The organism is Streptomyces exfoliatus (genome assembly GCF_000725545.1).
In the GTDB taxonomy this organism is placed as follows: domain Bacteria; phylum Actinomycetota; class Actinomycetes; order Streptomycetales; family Streptomycetaceae; genus Streptomyces; species Streptomyces exfoliatus.
The window spans coordinates 22,758-40,017 of record NZ_JNZP01000024.1 but is presented as its reverse complement, the minus strand read 5'-3'; the positions used below and the strand labels follow the sequence as shown (position 1 = coordinate 40,017).

General features: G+C 72.1%; 15 protein-coding genes and 1 tRNA gene. 8 read left to right on the top strand and 8 right to left on the bottom strand.

What is annotated here, in order from left to right:
• Positions 1–54 precede the first annotated feature (54 nt).
• Entirely contained in the window at positions 55–306 is a 252-nt protein-coding gene (locus tag IO20_RS0126410) for an EF-hand domain-containing protein (RefSeq protein WP_030555525.1), read from the top strand.
• A 98-nt stretch (positions 307–404) separates the two neighbouring features.
• Here IO20_RS0126410 and IO20_RS0126405 read toward each other — a convergent pair whose 3' ends face one another.
• Positions 405–701, bottom strand: a complete 297-nt coding sequence (locus IO20_RS0126405; RefSeq protein ID WP_030555524.1) for a hypothetical protein — start codon at positions 699–701, stop codon at positions 405–407.
• A gap of 88 nt (positions 702–789) precedes the next feature.
• Positions 790–3,765, bottom strand: a complete 2,976-nt coding sequence (locus IO20_RS0126400; RefSeq protein WP_245685051.1) for an AfsR/SARP family transcriptional regulator — start codon at positions 3,763–3,765, stop codon at positions 790–792.
• A 299-nt stretch (positions 3,766–4,064) separates the two neighbouring features.
• On the opposite strand from IO20_RS0126400, the gene IO20_RS0126395 reads away from it, so the two are divergent.
• The 4 genes from IO20_RS0126395 to IO20_RS0126380 are packed head-to-tail and all read left to right on the top strand — an operon-like array spanning position 4,065 to position 10,032.
• Entirely contained in the window at positions 4,065–4,943 is an 879-nt protein-coding gene (locus IO20_RS0126395; protein WP_245685050.1) for a hypothetical protein, read from the top strand.
• Between the two features lie 14 nt (positions 4,944–4,957).
• Entirely contained in the window at positions 4,958–7,261 is a 2,304-nt protein-coding gene (locus IO20_RS0126390) for a protein kinase domain-containing protein (RefSeq protein ID WP_078946226.1), read from the top strand.
• Positions 7,258–9,465, top strand: a complete 2,208-nt coding sequence (locus IO20_RS39885; RefSeq protein WP_157850805.1) for a protein kinase domain-containing protein — start codon at positions 7,258–7,260, stop codon at positions 9,463–9,465. The genes IO20_RS0126390 and IO20_RS39885 overlap by 4 nt, the downstream gene beginning before the upstream one ends.
• Positions 9,466–9,516: 51 nt before the next feature.
• On the top strand, positions 9,517–10,032 hold the full coding sequence (locus tag IO20_RS0126380) for a DinB family protein (RefSeq protein WP_030555514.1): 516 nt from the start codon (positions 9,517–9,519) through the stop codon (positions 10,030–10,032).
• On the opposite strand, the gene IO20_RS0126375 is transcribed toward IO20_RS0126380, so the two are convergent.
• Positions 10,023–11,885 carry an ABC transporter ATP-binding protein gene (locus tag IO20_RS0126375; protein ID WP_063761452.1) on the bottom strand — a complete coding sequence of 621 codons (1,863 nt, stop codon included), beginning with the start codon at positions 11,883–11,885 and terminating at the stop codon, positions 10,023–10,025. The two genes, IO20_RS0126380 and IO20_RS0126375, sit on opposite strands and share 10 nt — an antisense overlap.
• Positions 11,886–12,133: 248 nt before the next feature.
• On the opposite strand from IO20_RS0126375, the gene IO20_RS0126370 reads away from it, so the two are divergent.
• A complete protein-coding gene (locus IO20_RS0126370) occupies positions 12,134–12,604 on the top strand; it encodes a hypothetical protein (protein WP_030555506.1) in 471 nt (156 codons plus the stop codon).
• Positions 12,601–13,203, top strand: a complete 603-nt coding sequence (gene lepB / locus IO20_RS36900; RefSeq protein WP_030555505.1) for a signal peptidase I — start codon at positions 12,601–12,603, stop codon at positions 13,201–13,203. The genes IO20_RS0126370 and lepB overlap by 4 nt, the downstream gene beginning before the upstream one ends.
• 138 nt (positions 13,204–13,341) lie before the next feature.
• Here the strand turns inward: lepB and IO20_RS0126360 are convergent.
• A tRNA-Pro gene (locus IO20_RS0126360) sits at positions 13,342–13,415 on the bottom strand.
• Positions 13,416–13,992: 577 nt separating this feature from the next.
• Between IO20_RS0126360 and IO20_RS0126355 the strand changes: the two genes are divergently transcribed.
• Positions 13,993–15,201: an acyl-CoA dehydrogenase family protein gene (locus tag IO20_RS0126355; protein WP_030555504.1), complete on the top strand. Its 1,209-nt coding sequence runs from the start codon at positions 13,993–13,995 to the stop codon at positions 15,199–15,201.
• A gap of 75 nt (positions 15,202–15,276) precedes the next feature.
• On the opposite strand, the gene IO20_RS0126350 is transcribed toward IO20_RS0126355, so the two are convergent.
• The 4 genes from IO20_RS0126350 to IO20_RS0126335 are packed head-to-tail and all read right to left on the bottom strand — an operon-like array spanning position 15,277 to position 17,255.
• Positions 15,277–15,849, bottom strand: coding sequence for a GAF domain-containing protein (locus tag IO20_RS0126350; RefSeq protein ID WP_030555503.1), 573 nt, complete (start codon positions 15,847–15,849; stop codon positions 15,277–15,279).
• On the bottom strand, positions 15,846–16,469 hold the full coding sequence (locus IO20_RS0126345; RefSeq protein WP_030555502.1) for a GTP-binding protein: 624 nt from the start codon (positions 16,467–16,469) through the stop codon (positions 15,846–15,848). Before IO20_RS0126345 ends, IO20_RS0126350 begins: the two co-directional genes overlap by 4 nt.
• Positions 16,447–16,824 carry a DUF742 domain-containing protein gene (locus IO20_RS0126340; protein ID WP_030555500.1) on the bottom strand — a complete coding sequence of 126 codons (378 nt, stop codon included), beginning with the start codon at positions 16,822–16,824 and terminating at the stop codon, positions 16,447–16,449. The genes IO20_RS0126345 and IO20_RS0126340 overlap by 23 nt, the downstream gene beginning before the upstream one ends.
• Positions 16,821–17,255: a roadblock/LC7 domain-containing protein gene (locus tag IO20_RS0126335; protein WP_030215966.1), complete on the bottom strand. Its 435-nt coding sequence runs from the start codon at positions 17,253–17,255 to the stop codon at positions 16,821–16,823. The genes IO20_RS0126340 and IO20_RS0126335 overlap by 4 nt, the downstream gene beginning before the upstream one ends.
• Positions 17,256–17,260 lie beyond the last annotated feature (5 nt).

Here is a 17,260-nt window from a genome sequence, read left to right as displayed (position 1 = left end):
GGACGCAGCGGCCGACACGACGGCCCCGGCCACAGGGAACAGGACACACACAGCATGAGCGACAAGGCCCGCACTCTCTTCGACGCGCTCGACCTCGACCACGACGGCACCCTGACACGGGTCGAGGTCATCAACGCCCTGCGGGCGAAGGGCCCGACCCTGGCCGCGCAGGGAGTGATCCCGTTCTGGGCCGTGGGGACCGCCGACGAGGCCTCCGCCCTGTTCGACGCGGCCGACCAGAACGGCGACCGCGTCCTCTCGTTCGAGGAGTTCGCCGCCGTCGTGGACCGGCGCTTCGGCTGGTGACGCGTGCCTCGGCCGGCGCTGGTGACTCCGGCCGCCGTGCATGACGGAGCCGGCAGGGTGCGCCGTCGCACGCTGCCGGCTCGTCCTGGCGGTGTCGGTCAGGTGGAGATCTCGGGCAGCAGCCCGGTGGCCGGCGCGGCCAGATCGGTGAGCTGGTGGATCTGGTTCAGGTCGTTGACACGGTTGAGCCCGCCCAGCTGACCGGCGATGCCGGGGAACTGCGCGCGGGACTCCTCGGGAATCCCGGTCATGGTGAGGGCGTCGAGCTCGCTGACCGGGTTCACCGGCGGTCCGAGCGGGCCGACGGGGGCGGCGGCCTGTGCCGCGGTGCCGCCGAGGCACGAGAAGGCGGCTGCGACGGCGAGGACTGAGGAGATGCGTCGGGTTGAGGTCACACCCCTCACAACGGGCCGCGGCCCCGACGGACACGCTCACTCACCTGGAACGGTCAGTGGAGGCAGGCGGCGGCCCGTCTCCCCCGCCTCAGCAGCTGTCCAGTCCGTCGCGCGCGGGGCCGTAGGCGCGGGGGTGGTCGCCGGCCTCCGGCAGGGACAGCGCGGTCCGGAACTCACGCCGTGCCTCGGTGCGGCGGCCGACCGCCGCGTAGCTCTGGCCGAGGCGGGTGCGGATCTGCATCTCCAGCCAGGCGCTCGTGCGCTCGGTGAGGGCCGACAAGGCCTCGTGGTGGGTGTCGACGGCCGCGTGCGGGTCGCCCTGGGCGTGTTCGGCGGCGCCGAGGCGGGACAGGGCGTTCGCGCGCAGGGACACGTCGCCCGCCTCCTGCGCCAGGTCCACCGCCCGCCGCAGCAGGCTCATGGCCTCCTCGGGGCGGCCGAGGGCCAGGTGGGCGTCGGCGACGAAGCACAGGGTTTCGCTGATCGTCCCGGGCCGGCCGTTCTTCTCCGCCACGGAGAGCGCGGAGCGGTAGTGCCCCAGGGCCTCCTCGTGCCGACCGGCCTTGGCGTGGATGGCGCCGAGGTTGCAGGTCACGGTGCCCGCGAGCCAGTCGTCGTCCAGCCGGACCGCCAGCTCAAGGGCCTCGTCCAGGTGGGCGACCGCTTCGTCGACGTGTCCCAGCGGCCACCGCGCCACACCCATCCCGGCCATGGCCCGGGCCCGGTCCCACGGCTCCCCCTGACCGCGGCTGAGGCGCAGCGCGTCGGCGAACCAGGCGTACGCCTCACGGAACCTGCCCCGGTGGACATCGACGAGGCCCACGCAGTTGCGCAGTGAGGCGGGCATCCGCCGGTCACCGGCCATGTCCGCGCAGGTCAGGGCCGTCTCCAGGGCGGTGCGGGCCTCCTGGTGATGGCCCTGGCGGACCAGGTGGTCGGCCAGGGCCTCGGCGATCCAGCCGGCGTGGTCGTACTCCCCGGCGTCGGCCGCGTACGCCACCACGTCGACGAGTTCGCCGCTCGCGCCGTCCAGCCACGCGGTGGCCTCCCGCCAGTCGGCGAAGGGCGCCGCGGTGACCTCGGGGCCGGTCGGGAAGGCCTCGGGGCCCCAGCCGCCCGCGAGGCGGCCCGCGGCCGTGTAGAGGCCCAGGACGGCGGCGCGGTCGGCGGCGGCCTGCGCGGGGGCCTCGGCGGCGAGGTGCCGCGCGTGGGCCCGTACGAGGTCGTGCAGCCGGTAGCGGCCGGGCTGCGGCTGGTGCAGCAGGCTCGCGTCGACCAGGTCCTCCAGGAGGTCGTCGGCGTCTTCACGGGAGCGGTCCAGCATGACGGCGAGGGTCAGCCCGTCGAACCGGGCCGTCGGGGACTGGCCCACCGCCAGGAAGCCGCGCCGCAGTTCCGGGGTGAGCTGGTCGTACGACATCCGGAACGCGGCCGCCATGCTGCGGTCCTCGGCCTTCAGCTCGCCGAGGCCGCGCGCGTCGTCGGACATCCGTGCGGCCAGATGCTCCAGCGTCCAGGACGGGCGGTTCTGCAGCCGGGCGCCCACGATGCGCAGCGCCAGGGGCAGACCGCCGCAGCGCCGGGCGAGTGCGCGGGCGGCCTCGGGCTCGCGGTCCGCCCGCTCCCGGCCGAGCAGCGTGCGCAGCAGGCCGACCGAACCGCCCGTGTCCAGGGGCTCCACGGTGAGCCGCACATCGGCGTCGAGACCGGGCAGCCGCTGTCGGCCCGCGACCAGGACCCGGCTCCCCGGGCCGGCGGGCAGCAGCGGCCGTACCTGTTCGGCGCTGCGGGCGTCGTCCACCACCAGGAGCAGCCGGAGCGCACTGGTGGCCGCCCGCCAGGCTGCCACGAGTTCGGCGAGTTCGTCGGGGCCGGGCTCCGGCAGGTCGTCGCCGGTGCCGCGGACCGCGCGCAGGAGCCGGCGCAGGGCCCGCCGGGGGTCGACGCGCTCGTGGCCGGCTCCGTGCGCGCGCAGGTCCACGTACAGGGAGCCGTCGGGGTAGGCGTCGCCGAGCGTCCAGGCGGCGCGCACCACCAGGGCGCTCTTGCCGACGCCCGCGGTGCCGTCGACGACCGCCACGGACACCGCTCCGGGCGGCACGGGGGCCGTGAGCAGGGCGAGTTCGGCTTCGCGGCCGACGAGACAGGCGGTGTCGCCGGGGAGTTCGTTGTGGCGGGGGCGGGGGCGGCCGGGCCGGGTGGCGGGGTCGGGGGGTGTGGCGTCGTGGTGCGGGGATGCCACCGGGTCCCGGCGCCGAGCGTCCTCGCGCCCGGATTCCTCGCTCCCCGTGGCCTCGTTCCCGATGTCGTGCCCGGCGATCCGTGGAGCGGGTACGGCGGCTTTGGCCGCGCGCGGTCCGCCCGGCCGGCCCAGCAGGACCCGGTCGTCGCGGCGCAGGACGGCCTGCTGGATCCGGCGCAGTTCCTCACCGGGCTCCACGCCCAGCTCGTCGAGGAGTCGCCCGCGCGTCTCCCCGTACACGGCGAGCGCCTCCGCCTGCCGGCCGCTGCCGTACAACGCGCGCATCCGCAGCGCGGCGAGGGGCTCGTCGTGCGGCCGGGCCAGGGGCACCGCCATGAGCTCGTCCAGGGCCTCCGAGTGGCGCCCGAGCAGGACGAGGCACTCGACCCGGTCCTGGTGCAGGGCGCGCCGCTGCCGTGAGAGCCGTCGGCGTTCGGAGTCGGCGAGCGGCCCCGGCAGGCCGGTCAGCGGCTCGCCGCGGAACAGGCCGAGGGCCCGACTGGTGCGCTCAAGGGCGGCGTCGTGGTCTCCTGCGGCCTTCGCCCGCCGGGCGAGCAGGGCCGCGTCAACGAGTTCGTCGAGGTCGGTGACGGCGGATCCGGCCACGAAGCGGTAGCCGCCGCGCCCGCCGAGGATCACTGACCGGTCGGGTCCGACGCCCGCCGTGTCGAGCGCCTTGCGCAGCGGATAGACGTAGCTCGGCAGGACGCGGTGGCCGGTACCCGGGGGTTCGCTTCCCCATACGTCGTCCAGGAGTTGCCGGTACGTCACCAGGTCGGGGCCGCGCAGGACGAGGGCGGCGAGGAACGCCTGCCGTCTCACCGGGCCGAGGGACAGGGGCGCTCCGTCCCTGCGTGCCCGGACCGGACCGAGCAGGTCGATCGCCAGCCGCCCGGTATCCGTATCGGTATCCGTATCCGTATCCGCCGGATCCATGCCCACGTCGAAGTCCCCACGTCTCCCGCGCGTGCCCCGTGACCGCGCGGTTCTCAACAGCTTGCTTCAGCAGGATTTCATCGGCATCGCAGCACCACGCGACAGAGTCTGCCAAGTCATGCCGGGATCCGGCCAACCTCGTCGCCCGCGAGCGAGAACCGTACGAGAAGAAGAGAGGGCTGCCCGTGAGCGAGACCCCGCCCGTGGACCCCCGGCAGGGCTTCGGCGACCGTCCCACCCAGCCGTTCGGACAGGCCGATCCGAGCTGGCGCCCCACGGCACAGGGCTCCGGCCCGGCCCCGGCTCCGGTCCCGCCGCACGGCCCGCCCCCGGTGCCGCCGCAGGCGCCGGCCGCGCCCTCGGCCTGGGCGCAGCCGGTGCCCGCCGGTCCCGGCGGAGGTCCGCGCGGCGGTTCGCGGATCTGGCTGATCGCCGGCGCGGCGGCGCTCGCCGTGGCCGTGACCGTCGGTGTGGTCGTCGCCGTGTCGGGTGGTGACGACAAGGGCACGGCGTCGGGCCCGCCGTCCGCCGGTGTGCCGGGCGGCGCGGGCAAGGCCGAGGAGCCGACGGAGAAGGCGTTCACCAAGGTGCCCAAGGGGTGCGAGCTGGTCAAGGCGTCCACGGTCGAGGCGATCATGCCGGGTGCCGCGTGCACGCCGGGGCTCTTCGACGACAAGGACCTGGCGTCGATGATCACGAGGGGGCCGCGCTGGGAGAGGCCGGGCCATGACGGTCCGTTCCAGACCCTGGACGTACATCTCTCGGTCATGCCGGGGGCCAAGGGCAACTACGACATGAAGAAGAGCGTCGCCCTCAAGGACATCGGCACCCTGCGCAAGGTGATGGACTCCAAGCCCGTGAGCGGCCTCGGCCAGGAGGCCTTCGTCGTGTACGCGGGGAACCCCGACGGGTCCCTGACTCAGGCCCAGGTGATCGTCCGCGAGGGCAACGCCGTGGTCACCTCGAACTACACCTTCAGCCGGAAGGACTCCACCACGACGCAGAAGCAGGCCGAGGACGCCGCCGCCGCCGTCGCCCGTGACGTCCTCGGTTCGCTGAGCTGACCCGCCCCGACGACGTGCGTACACCCTCCTCCGGGGGCGCCGACCCCACGGCCGGGCAGCCCCCGTTCACCACGGTCCGGCGGGAGCCGGACGCGGCCACCCGGCCGTTCACCACCGTGCCGCCGCCTTCGCACGGCCAGGTCCCCGGGCAAGCGAGCCCCGCCCGCATCGGCCCCTACGAGGTCTTCCAGCTCCTGGGCGAGGGCGGCATGGGCAGGGTCTTCCTCGCCAGGTCTCCGGGATCGCGCCTGGTCGCCCTGAAGGTGATCCGGCCCGAGTACGCCGAGACGCCGGACTTCCGCGGGCGTTTCAGGCGCGAGGCCGAAGCCGCCCGCAGCGTGAGCGGGTTCTTCACCCCGCCGGTGCTCGACGCGGACGCCGACGCCCCCCAGCCCTGGCTGGCCACGGCCTACGTCCCCGCGCCCTCGCTGCACGAGGTCGTACGCGGCTTCGGTGTGCTGCCCGAGCCCGCGCTCCGCGCCCTCGGCACCGGCCTCGCCGAGGCACTGCTCGCCATCCACGAGGCGGGCATCGTCCACCGTGACCTCAAGCCGGGCAATGTGCTCGTGGCCGAGGACGGGCCCCGCGTCATCGACTTCGGCATCAGCAGGGCGGCGGACGCGACCCAGGTGACCCGGACGGGCACGGTGATGGGGACGCCGGGCTTCATGGCGCCCGAGCAGATCGTGTCGAGCCGTGAGGCGGGACCGGCGGCCGACGTCTTCTCCCTCGGCTGCGTCCTGGTCTTCGCGGCCACGGGGCAGGGCCCCTTCGGCGCCGGGGGGACGGCCGAGATCCTCTACCGGGCCGTCCACCATCCTCCCCGGCTCGACGGCGTCCCAACGGCGTTGGGCCCGCTGATCGACGCCTGCCTGGACAAGGACCCCGCCCTCCGGCCACCCGCCGCCTCGGTCCTCGCCACGCTGGGGGCCGCCGACCCGGCCGCGCTGCTCACCGAGGGCCTGCGGCGGGACCTGGCGCGACGGGCGGCGCACGCCGCCGTCCTGGTGACCGCGCCGCCCGTACCCGTGACGCCGCTGGCGCCGACCCTGGCCCCCGCCGGAGCGGAGGGGCCGAGCCGCCGGGCCTTCCTGTGGATCGCCGCGGGCGGCACCACCGCCGTGGCGGCGGGGGGCGCCGCCGCGCTGACCGCGTGGCGGTCCCGGACCGGCAAGGAGCCGCCCCGGTCCGGCGGCGGTACGGTCACGGGCGCGGGCACGGGCTCCACGGGTGTAGCCGAGCCCGGGATTCCGGCGGGCCCGGAGCCGCGGTGGAAGACCCCGGTGAAGTCGCTGGACAACGGGCAACTGCGGCTCCTGGGCGACACACTGGTGCGCTGGGACTCGACCGACGCGATCGGGTACGACACCGCGACGGGCAAGCAGCGCTGGACGGGTTCGCTCCGTCCGCCCTCCGAGGTCACGAGTGCGCCGAAGTGGCTGGGCGTCCAGGGATCGATGCTGTTCGCCGAGGGCTGGAGCGGTGAGAACGGCTATCTGTTCGGCGTCGACGCCACGGGCAGGCAGAAGTTCGCGTACGCGGTCACCCGGGCCGGCGCCGACGGCCGCGTGCCCTACGTGCAGAGCGTCCAGTCCGTCTCCGGTTCGATCGCCGTCCTCGCCGTCAGCGGCGACGACGGATACGGGATCGTCGCGGTCGACCTCACCTCCGGCAGGGTCTTGTGGTCGCACCGCAGGATCCGCGGCAGCGACTTCCAGGCACACGCCGACGGACGCCACTGCTTCCTGCAGGACAACGGAACCCTTCGGGGCCTCGACCTGCGCTCCGGAACGGAGCGGTGGAGCGTCCCGGACGTCATCGAACCGGGCGCGTACCCGCGCCTGGCCTCCGACGGGACGACGCTGCTCGTCGTCAGCGTCAAGGTGCAGGCCTTCCGCGCCTCCGACGGCGCGAAGCTGTGGACCGCCGTCAACGAGACCACCACCCTCAGCCCGGCGACGGTCCGCGGCGGGCGGGCCCACGTCTTCGACGGTCAGGACAGGGTGTTCGCCCTGGACATGAGGATCGGCGAGCAGGCGTGGCACACCGCGAGCCCGCTGAACCTGACGACCTCCGGCGGCGCGAACTCCCATGGCCCCACCGTCTCCCCGTCCGTCGTCGCCGCCGCCACGTACGCCACCGGTGACGTCCCGGGCTTCGTCGTCCTGCGCGCCTCCGACGGCAAGCCGCTCTGGGCGCACCAGCCCTCCGGCGGCGAGGCCGGGGGCAAGTCCGCCTGGCTCCTGCAGACCTCCGGCGACAGCCTCTTCGCCGCTTCCGAGACCACCCTCTACGCATTCCGGAGCACCACCTCGTGACCACGCCGCCCGGCCGACCGCCGTCCAGTCCACCGCCGTTCGGCCCGCCACCGTCCCCTGGTCCGCAGGCCCCGCCATCCCCGCACGCCGGCTCCACCGGCGCGTACATCGGTCCGTACCGGATCATCCGTGAACTCGGTGCGGGCGGCATGGGGCGCGTCCACCTCGCCGCCTCGCGCAGCGGCCGTGCGGTGGCCGTCAAGGTCGTACGCCCGGAGCTGGCCGCCGACCCCGACTTCCGGCGGCGCTTCAGGGCCGAGGTGGACGCCGCCCGCGCGGTCTCCGGTGCCTTCACCGCGCCGGTGGTCGACGCCGATCCCGAGGGGGCGCAGCCCTGGCTGGCCACCGCCTACATCCCCGGCCCGTCGCTCTCCGACGCCCTGGCCGCCCACGGGCCCATGCCCGAGGCCACGTTGCGCGTGCTCGGCGGCGGCCTGGCCGAGGCGCTGGCCGCGATCCACCGCGCGGGGCTCGTCCACCGCGACCTGAAGCCGTCCAACATCCTGCTCACCCCCGACGGGCCCCGGGTGATCGACTTCGGCATCAGCCGGGCCGTCGACGGCACCGTCCTCACCGCCGAGGGCCAGGTCGCAGGATCGCCCGGCTTCATGTCGCCCGAGCAGTCGCAGGGCGCCCCCCTCACGGGAGCGAGCGACGTGTTCGCGTTCGGCGCCGTGCTCGCCTTCGCCGCCACCGGCACGCCGCCGTTCGGCACCGGCGCGGCCCACGCCCTGCTCTACCGGGTCGCCTACGAGGAACCGCAGCTGCACGGCGTTCCGCAGGGCCTGCTCGGGATCGTCACGGCGTGTCTCGACAAGGACCCGGCCCGTCGCCCCACCGTCGGTCACCTGCAGTCATGGCTCCGGCCGGAGACGACCGCGGGCTGGCTCGGCGCGGTCGAACTTCAGGTGACCGAGGACGAACGCACCCTGCGGGACGCGATACGCCCTCCGCTGCTCAGCCGCCGTCGGCTGCTGATCGGCGGCGGGGTGCTCGCCGTGGCCGCGGCGGGCGGCGGCGCGGCCTGGTTCCTGCGCCCTGACGGCGGCCGGGGCGTGGGCGCCCTCCCGGTACTCGACTGGACTCGTGACCTTCCCCGTCCCGGCATGTCCCTCAGCGCGGTGACCCGGACCACGCTGCTGTGCACCCGGCAGGCCTCCGGGGCCGCGTTCGACCGGACCACGGGCACGCTGCTGTGGCAGGACTCCGGCGGGCAGAACACGGACGCGCTCACCGACGACGAACGCGTCTACACGGTACGTACCGACGGCAAGGTGCACGCGTTCGGCGGCAGGACCGGTAAGGAGGTGTGGAGTGCGGCCCCGGACGGGGACGACGCGCCCCGGCTCGAGTTCGGCGACGGCACGCTGGTCGTCACGACGAGCGGCGGTCGGCTCCAGGCGCTCGACGCGTCGACCGGCACGGTGCGCTGGACGTCGTCCGCCGTGAAGAACGCCCTCTCGGTCGTCGGCGGCACCCGGGACGGTGCCGTGATCGCCTGGGGCAGCTCCTCGAAGACGGACCCGGCCGCGAGCACCAGCGGGTACGCCGCCCTCGCCGCGGACTCGGGCGAGGCCTTGTGGGCGAAGGACCTCGTCATGCTCTACCCGCCCGACGACGGCAAGGTGCTCTACGCCGTCGACGGCGGCATGAACCTGCTCGCACTCGACCCCGTGGACGGCAGGACGCTGTGGAGCGCGCCCACGAAGCTACCGCCGACGAACAGCGAGATCCTCCTCTGGGGCCACTCCCTGAGCCTGCTCGAAGGAACCCTGTTCTGCTACCCGGGCACCGGGGCCAACGGCTCGACGCGCGGCCTGCTCGTCGCCTTCGACCCGGAGAACGGCAAGACCCTGTGGACCGTACGGACCGCCGCCCGCGGCAACCGCGGCTTCGCACGCTCCGGGGCGACCGTCTGCCTCCTGGACGAGAAGGTCCTGCGCGGCATCGACGCCGGGACCGGCGCCGAACGCTGGACGGCCGGCTCCGGCCTCGGCGACCCGGAACTCCTGGGCTCCCTGAGCGGGTTCTTCCTCGTCGCGGGCGAGAAGGGCCTGTACGCGTTCCGTGCCGAGACCGGCGAACAGGTCTGGCATCACGCGGCCGACGGCGGCTCGGGCTCCTGGTCGACCCACATCGCCGGCGGTCACCTCTACGCCACGTGGTCGGGCAGGCTGCTCCGCTTCTCGGTGCGGAAGGGCTGAGGGCCGCGCGGCCTCGCGCCGGGGGAAGGCGCTCGGCTAACGTGCCGACGCATGAGCGCTGAACTGGAACGACCTCCCCTCGTCGGTGACGAACGCACCACCCTGCTCGGCTGGCTGGAGCTCCAGCGCCGGATCCTCCGGTGGAAGTGCGAGGGGCTGAGCGATCAGGACGCGCACCGGGTCGTCCTGCCGACCTCGCCCCTGATGACGATGGCCGGGCTCATATCGCACATGCGGTGGGTCGAACACACCTGGCTGGAGGTGCTCTTCCTCGGCGGGGACAAGACGAAGAACCCCTCCTTCGACGAGGAGGACAGGGACTCCGACTGGCGGGTCGAGGGCCGGTCGCTGGCCGAGCTGCTCGCCGAGTACGAGACGCAGTGCGAACGGAGCGACGAGATCGTCGCCGCCGCGAGCCTGGACGACGTCGGACGTGACACCGAGTTCCGGTCGGGCGGAGCCAGTCTCCGCTGGATGCTGGTCCATCTCGTCGAGGAGACCGGCCGGCACGCGGGGCACGCGGACATCGTCAGGGAGCTCCTCGACGGGACGAAGGGCTACTCCTGACGGGGCAGCCCGCCGCGGGCCATGACCGAGGGTCCGTCGGCCGTACGCCCGGACCCGGCGGGGGCGCCGTCGAGGAAGCCGCCCGACTGGTGCTGCCACAGTTTGGCGTAGGCGCCTTCCGCGGCGAGCAGCTCGTGGTGGGTGCCCTGTTCGACGATGCGCCCGCTGTCGAGGACGACGAGCCGGTCCATGGTGGCGACCGTGCTGAGCCGGTGGGCCACGACGAGCGCCGTCCGCCCGTCCATGAGGCGCCAGAGCGCGTCCTGTACGAGGATCTCGCTCTCGGAGTCCAGCGCACTGGTCGCCTCGTCGAGCAGCAGGATCGGCGCGTCGCGCAGGATAGCCCGTGCGAGGGCGACCCGCTGGCGCTGGCCGCCGGACAGCTTCACTCCGCGCTCGCCCACCATGGTGTCGAAGCCTTCGGGAAGAGTCTCGACGAACTCCGTGACGTGCGCCGCCTCCGCCGCCCGCCGGATGTCGGCGTCGGTGGCGCCCGGCCGGGCGAAGGCGATGTTCTCCCGCAGCGTGCGGTGGAACATCGCCGGGTCCTGCGGCACGTAGGCGATCAGACTGCGCAGTTCGGCCTGGCGCAGTCGGCTGATGTCCTGTCCGCCGATCGTGATCCGGCCGCCGTCGATGTCCGTCATCCGCAGCAGCAGACGGGTGAGGGTGGTCTTGCCGCCGCCGGACCTGCCGACGAATCCCACCTTCGCCCCGCTGGGGACGGCCAGGTCGAGGCCTTCGAAGAGGGGCTTCGCGCCCGCGTGGGCGAAGGTCACCTTCTCGAAGCGTACGGCCGCGTCCTGGGACCGGAGCGGCTCCGGCACTGCCGGGTCGCGTACGGTCGGCGGGATGCGGAGCAGTTCGGTGAACTGCGCGGCCTCGGTCATCGAGCTTTCCAGACGCCGGTAGATCTGGTTGAACTCGAACATGATCCGGGTGGCGTTGGAGTAGTAGGTGAAGGCGACGACGACGGCCTCGACTCCGTGCTCCCCCGCGCCGAGCGAGAGGGCGAGCAGCAGTCCGAGGACGTTGGTGAGCACGGACATCGGCGCTACCAGGGTGTCGATGCGCAGGTTGCCGTAGTCCCAGGACCGCAGCGTGAGGCGGCGCGACTCCGCGACGCGGGACCGGTGTTCGGCGGCCTCGCGTTCCTCGGCGGCGAACGAGCGGACCGTGTCCATGTTCATCAGACTGTCGGCGACATGGCCCGACACCCGGGCGATCGCCTCCTCCCGCTGCCCGACGAGCGTCTGGCGGCGACGGATCAGGGGCCCTACGCACAGGGCCGTCACCGCGATCATCACGAGCAGTCCGACGACGAGCAGGGGTTCGTACGTCCAGAGCACCACCGACGCGAACACCAGGGGGACGAAGCTGCCCATGACCGAGAAGGTGAGCGTGTCGACGAACTCCTCGAACCGGGAGGCGAAGCTCAGGACCCGCTTGGTCAGTGAGCCGGCGAAGTTGTCCTGGAAGAAGGCGGCGTCCTTGGCGAACAGCTCGTCCATGCCGATCACGTACAGGTGCTCGATGCCGAGCGCGTCGAGGCGGTTCAGACAGTGCAGTCCGACGCGCCACAGCGCCTCGGCGAGGAGCAGCACTCCGGCGAAGCCGAGGACGTAGGGCAGCATCGGACCGAAGCCGCCGCCCGGATCACCGGCGATGTGCCCGACGAGTTTCGCCACGACCAGCGGCACGATGTAGAAGATTCCGATGTTGCCCAGTGCCGGAAGCAGCATCGCCGGCACGGTCAGCCGTTTGAGCCGGGCCAACTCCCGTGCGTAGTAGCGGAGAGCGAGGAGCACGGGGCCCCTGCCAGGTGAACGTTCGCGCGATTCAGGCGTTCCCATCCCAACCCTGTCTTGTCGTATCGAACGGGACAGTGTCGACAGTGTTCCGCCCGGGAACGCGGGCCGTCCAAGGGTTTTTTCCGGCCTCTCCCCCGCGCGGTTTCACGGGAGTGGCGAGACGGCTGAGGCGTATTGTCCGGCCATTTGACAGATGATCATTCGAGAGGTCGATAATCCCGGTGACGCCGAGCCGACGACGACCGCTCGGTGACCTGCGGAGTCACAGAAGCGAAAGGTTTCTCTATTCCATGCTCCTCCTTGCATTCGATCCCGACTCGATCGGGGAGCCTTCCGAGAAGCAGGCCGCCGAATTGGCGGAAACGAGTGAGATGAACCTGCGCTACGGCTATTTCGGAACGCGGGTGTCCATAGCGGCAGCGGGCTTTCAACCCGACGAGCTGAGGGTTCCGCTGCTCGACTTCGCGCACTGCGTTCTCCTGGCGGCACGAGCCGTCTCCGACGGACAGCCCGGCCGCATCGGTTTCACCGACAGCAGCATGCTCATCGAATTCGTTCCGGCGGGCGGAGAGCTGGCGGTCCTGCGGTCGTGGGACCCCGTCCCCGGTTCGTGCGTCACGGCCGAGTTCCTGGAAAGCGCGTACCGCTTCTCCGTCGACGCGCTCCGCAGCATCGCGGAGCGGTATCCCGCATTCCGGAAAAACGCCTACCACGGAGTCCTCGGCGGCATGATCGAGGCGATCGACCGGGCGGAACGGTGAGACGAGTCTTCCGGGTTCTGGGGGCGTCGGGGCTGATCCTCACAGTGGGGGCGCTCGTGCACGTCGGCACCGGGTACACGACCGCCAAGGTGTCCAGCGACGCCATGCGACCGACGTACACGCCCGGCGACCGCGTCCTCCTGGAGCGCACCGAGGCCGGATCGATCCGGCGGGGCGATGTGGTGCTGCAGCGGACCGCCGGGCGTTACGGCGGTCTGGCCGTGCTGCAGCGGGTCGTCGGCGTCGGTGGCGACCGGGTGGCACAGCAGCCCGGGGGCCCGCTGACCGTGAACGGGGAGCCGCTGACCGAGCCGTACGTGAACGGCGGCGACCCGTCGGGCCAGGCCCCCGCCTATGACGTGGTGGTCCCGGAGGGACGACTCTTCCTGCTGGGTGACCACCGGGCGAACTCCAACGACTCCCGGTACTTCCTCGACGACCGGTCGGGCACCGTCGCGGAGGGAGCGGTCCTGGCGCGCGCCCTCGACGACCGCTCCGGCCTTCTCGGGGCCGGGCTCACGGCGCTGCTCGGGTTCGTCCTCGTCCTCGGCGCGATCGCCACGGAGATCATCTCGCGCAGGAGGCGCCCCGTCCGGTGACAACCGCCCGTTGACGGCCGCTCGCCGGCGGTCGGTCGGTCGGTCGGTCGGTCGGTCGGTCGGTCGGTCGGTCCGAGAACGATCAAGGGGCCGTTTCAGATCACTCTGAAACGGCCCCTTGCCGACGACTCTTTCGAGTCGGGACGACAGGATTTGAACCTGCGACCCCTTGACCCCCAGTCAAGTGCGCTACCAAGCTGCGCCACGTCCCGCTGCCCGTCTGACCTGGGGTTTCCCCTGGCTGGACGCGCATGAGAACAATACCGCACTTTCCCTGATGGTCACGAACCCTTTCCCCGCGCCCGGGAGGTGGGCGTGCGCCGGTCGCGGGCCGCTCACTCTGCGTGACACGCCTTCGCGCCGGTGGGTGCGCCCGCGCGCCTCCCCCGGGAGCCCGAACGGAGCGTCCCGGGGGCGCAGAGCGGCTCCACCTGGGCAGGAACGGGACCGGAGAGCTTCCGGCATGCCGACCCTTTGGGGATGAAGGTGCTCATGTGGCGAACCGGGCAGCCTCGTAGCCATATGCCCACGACTTCGTTGCCGTTGGCATGTGGCAGAAAGATGCACACGGGGAATGTCCTGCGGATCGGGCCGAGCAGGCCAAGACCACACGAAACACAGACAGATTCAATCGTCAACCGCTCGAATTTCGGACAAAGTTGGTGGCGATATTGCTCCGTCCCGGAAAGATCAACACCATGAAGTGGTCGGCCTGTTCGGGACGGGACCACTGCCGATGCACCACCTGACCGGACAACCGATCAGGCGTTTCGCAGGGGAGGGACTCGTATGGACGGCTATTTCAGCAGCCGGCTGCATCATCAGCTCAGGGAGACGGTCCGTGACTTCGCAGAGCGTGAGGTCCGGCCGCGGATAGCCGAGATGGAGGCGTCCCGCACGGTCCACCACGAGCTGTCCCGGCTGATCGCCGAGCAGGGCTGGCTGGGCGCGACCATCGGCCAGGAATACGGCGGCATGGGCGCAGGTCATCTGGCCAAGACCATCATCATCGAGGAGCTCTCCCGGGTGTCCGGCGCCATGGGCGCCATGGTCCAGGCCTCGCAGCTGGGCACCGCCAAGATCGTGCACTTCGGCAGTGACGAGCAGCGGAAGACCTGGCTTCCGGCCATCGCGGCCGGCGAGTGCCTGCCGACCATCGCGGTCACCGAACCCGAATCCGGTGGTCACGTCCTGGGGATGAGCGCCAGCGCGGTACGCGACGGCGACGACTACATCCTCAACGGGAGCAAGGTCTTCGTCGGCAACAGCCATGTCGGCGATCTGCACGGCGTCGTGGTCAGGACCGGTCCCGGATCGAAGGGACTCACCGCGTTCCTGGTCGAATCCGATCGCCCGGGGTTCAGGACCGGTCCGCAGCAGCAGGCCATGGGCCTCCACGGCTTCAGCTTCGGCGAGCTCATCTTCGAGAACTGCCGGGTGCCGGCCTCCAACCGGCTCGGCGACGAGGGCGACGGGCTCTCCGTCGCGTACTCCTCCAGCGTGCTCTACGGACGGGCCAACCTCACCGCCGTCTCGCTCGGCATCCACCAGGCGATCCTGGAGGAGACCACCCGGTTCGCCTCCGAGCGCATCCGGTACGGCAAGCCGCTCCACGACCTGCCCACGGTCAAGCTGAAGCTGGGGCAGATGCAGTCCCGGCTGATGACCGCACGGCTGGCCGCGTACCACGCCGTGCACCTGCTCGACCAGGGGATGTCCTGCGACGCCGAGCTGATGAACGCCAAGCTCGTCAACGTCGAGTCGGCGATCGACTCCGGCCGTAACGCCATGGAGATCCACGCCGCCGCCGGTCTCTTCACGGACCGGGCCATCGAGCGGTACCTCCGGGACGCGCACCACATCTTCGCCCCGGCCGGCACCTCCGACATCCAGCTCCTGCGGCTGGCCGAGGTCGCCCTCGGCCAGGACAAGGGCAGCTGGTCGGAACGCCTGTCCGAGCTGGTCCGCACGCCCGAACCCGAGCCGGTGCACGCCTGACGCCCCGGACGCCGGGAGCCCCGGTACGGCTGTCGGCCGTACCGGGGCTCCCGGCGTTCCCGAGGGTGGCGGCGGTCAGAACATGCCGTCCTCACGACGGTTGATCTGCTCCATCAGCTCGGCCGCCATCGCCTTGATCGTCTCCAGTCCTGCGCGCCCCCACGGCCGGACGTCGGTGTCGACCACGCAGATGGTGCCGAGGGCCACTCCCGTACGGTCGATCAGCGGAGCGCCCATGTAGGAGCGGATGCCGATCTCGTCCACGACCGGGTTGCCCGCGAACCGCGGGTAGTCGCAGACGTCCTCGAGGACGAGTGCCTTGCGCCGCACCACCACGTGCGGGCAGTAGCCGTGGTCACGGGCCATGAAGCGGCTCACGCCGCCCGCGCCCGCGGCGGCCGCGCCCAGGTCGCTGCCCGAGTGGGTGCCCTCGGGGGTGTGCAGCCCCGCGAAGAACTGCCGGTTCTCGTCGATGAAGTTGACCATCGAGAACGGGGCCCCGGTCACGTCGGCGAGGCGGTGCGCGAACTCGTCGAACGCCGGCTCCGGCCGCTCCCCCAGACCGAGTTCACGCAGCCGCTGCACACGGGCCGGCGCGTCCTTGTCGACGGGGGTGAGCAGGAGGTGACCGGTGGGGTCGTACGTCATGGCGTGGCTCCGTAGCTCGGCACGGTGGCCGGGATGGTGGTGATCAGATGCTGGACGAGGGTCAGCAGGGTGCGGATGCCGGAGCTGGAGATCCGGGCGTCGCAGAGGACGACCGGCACCTCCGGCTTGAGGTCGAGCGCGGCCCGTACCTCGTCCGGTTCGTAGCGGTAGGCGCCGTCGAACTCGTTGACCGCCACGACGAACCGGATGCCCCGCCGCTCGAAGAAGTCCACGGCGGAGAAGCACTCCTGGAGCCTGCGGGTGTCGGCGAGGACGACCGCCCCGAGCGCGCCCTCGGAGAGTTCGTCCCACATGAACCAGAAGCGTTCCTGGCCCGGGGTGCCGAAGAGGTAGAGGACATGGCGGTCGTCGAGCGTGATGCGGCCGAAGTCCATGGCGACGGTGGTCGTGGTCTTGGACTCCACGCCCACGAGACTGTCGGTGCCCGCGCTGACCGAGGTCAGCAGCTCTTCGGTGCTCAGCGGTTCGATCTCGCTGACCGCGCCCACCAGGGTCGTCTTGCCCACGCCGAATCCCCCCGCCACCAGGATCTTGAGCGCGGTGGGGAACGGGTCGGTGGCGAAACTGTCGTTGCGCTCAGAGCCGTTGTCGTAGGCCATCGAGCACTGCCTCCAGCAAGGAACGGTCGGTTGGATTGGCGTGGAACCGGGGAGCGCGGGCGGTGAGCGCCCCGCAGTCCACGAGGTCGGAGAGCAGGACCTTGGTGACCACGGCCGGGAGCCGTAAGTGTGCCGCGATCTCGGCCACCGACGTGGGCCCGTCGCACAGCCCGAGGGCCAGGCTGTGCTCGGGGCCCATGTGCGCCTGGGGCGACGACCCGGTCGCCATCACCATGGACAGCAGGTCGAGGGCGGTGGTCGGCTTGGTCCTGCCACCGCTGACGGTGTACGGGCGGATCAGCCGGCCGGCGGCGTCGTCGAGCCAGGGCCCTTCCTGGGAGGACGTCACGGTCACTGCCCAGTGCCACCGACCGCGCCGGCGGCCTGCCGGGCGGGGGTGACCAGGTACGGGCGGACGCTCTTCACGAGCATCGCCATCTCGTACCCGAGGACCGCGGCGTCCGCCTCGCGTCCGGCGAGGACCGCCAGACAGGTGCCGGATCCGGCCGTGGAGACGAAGAGGAGCGTCGAGTCGAGCTCGACGACCACCTGCCGGACCTCGCCGCCGTCGCCGAACCGGGCGCCCGCGCTGCGGCCGAGCGAGTAGAGCCCGGAGGCGAGGGCCGCCATGTGGTCGGCCGCGTCGGGGTCGAGGCCGTGGACGGACTTGACGAGGCCGTCGGAGGAGAGCAGAACCGCGTTGCGGGTGTACGGGACCCGCTGGACCAGACCGCTCAGCAGCCAGTCGAGATCCGAGGAATGGCCGGTCGGCACATTGCTCGCCATGGTGC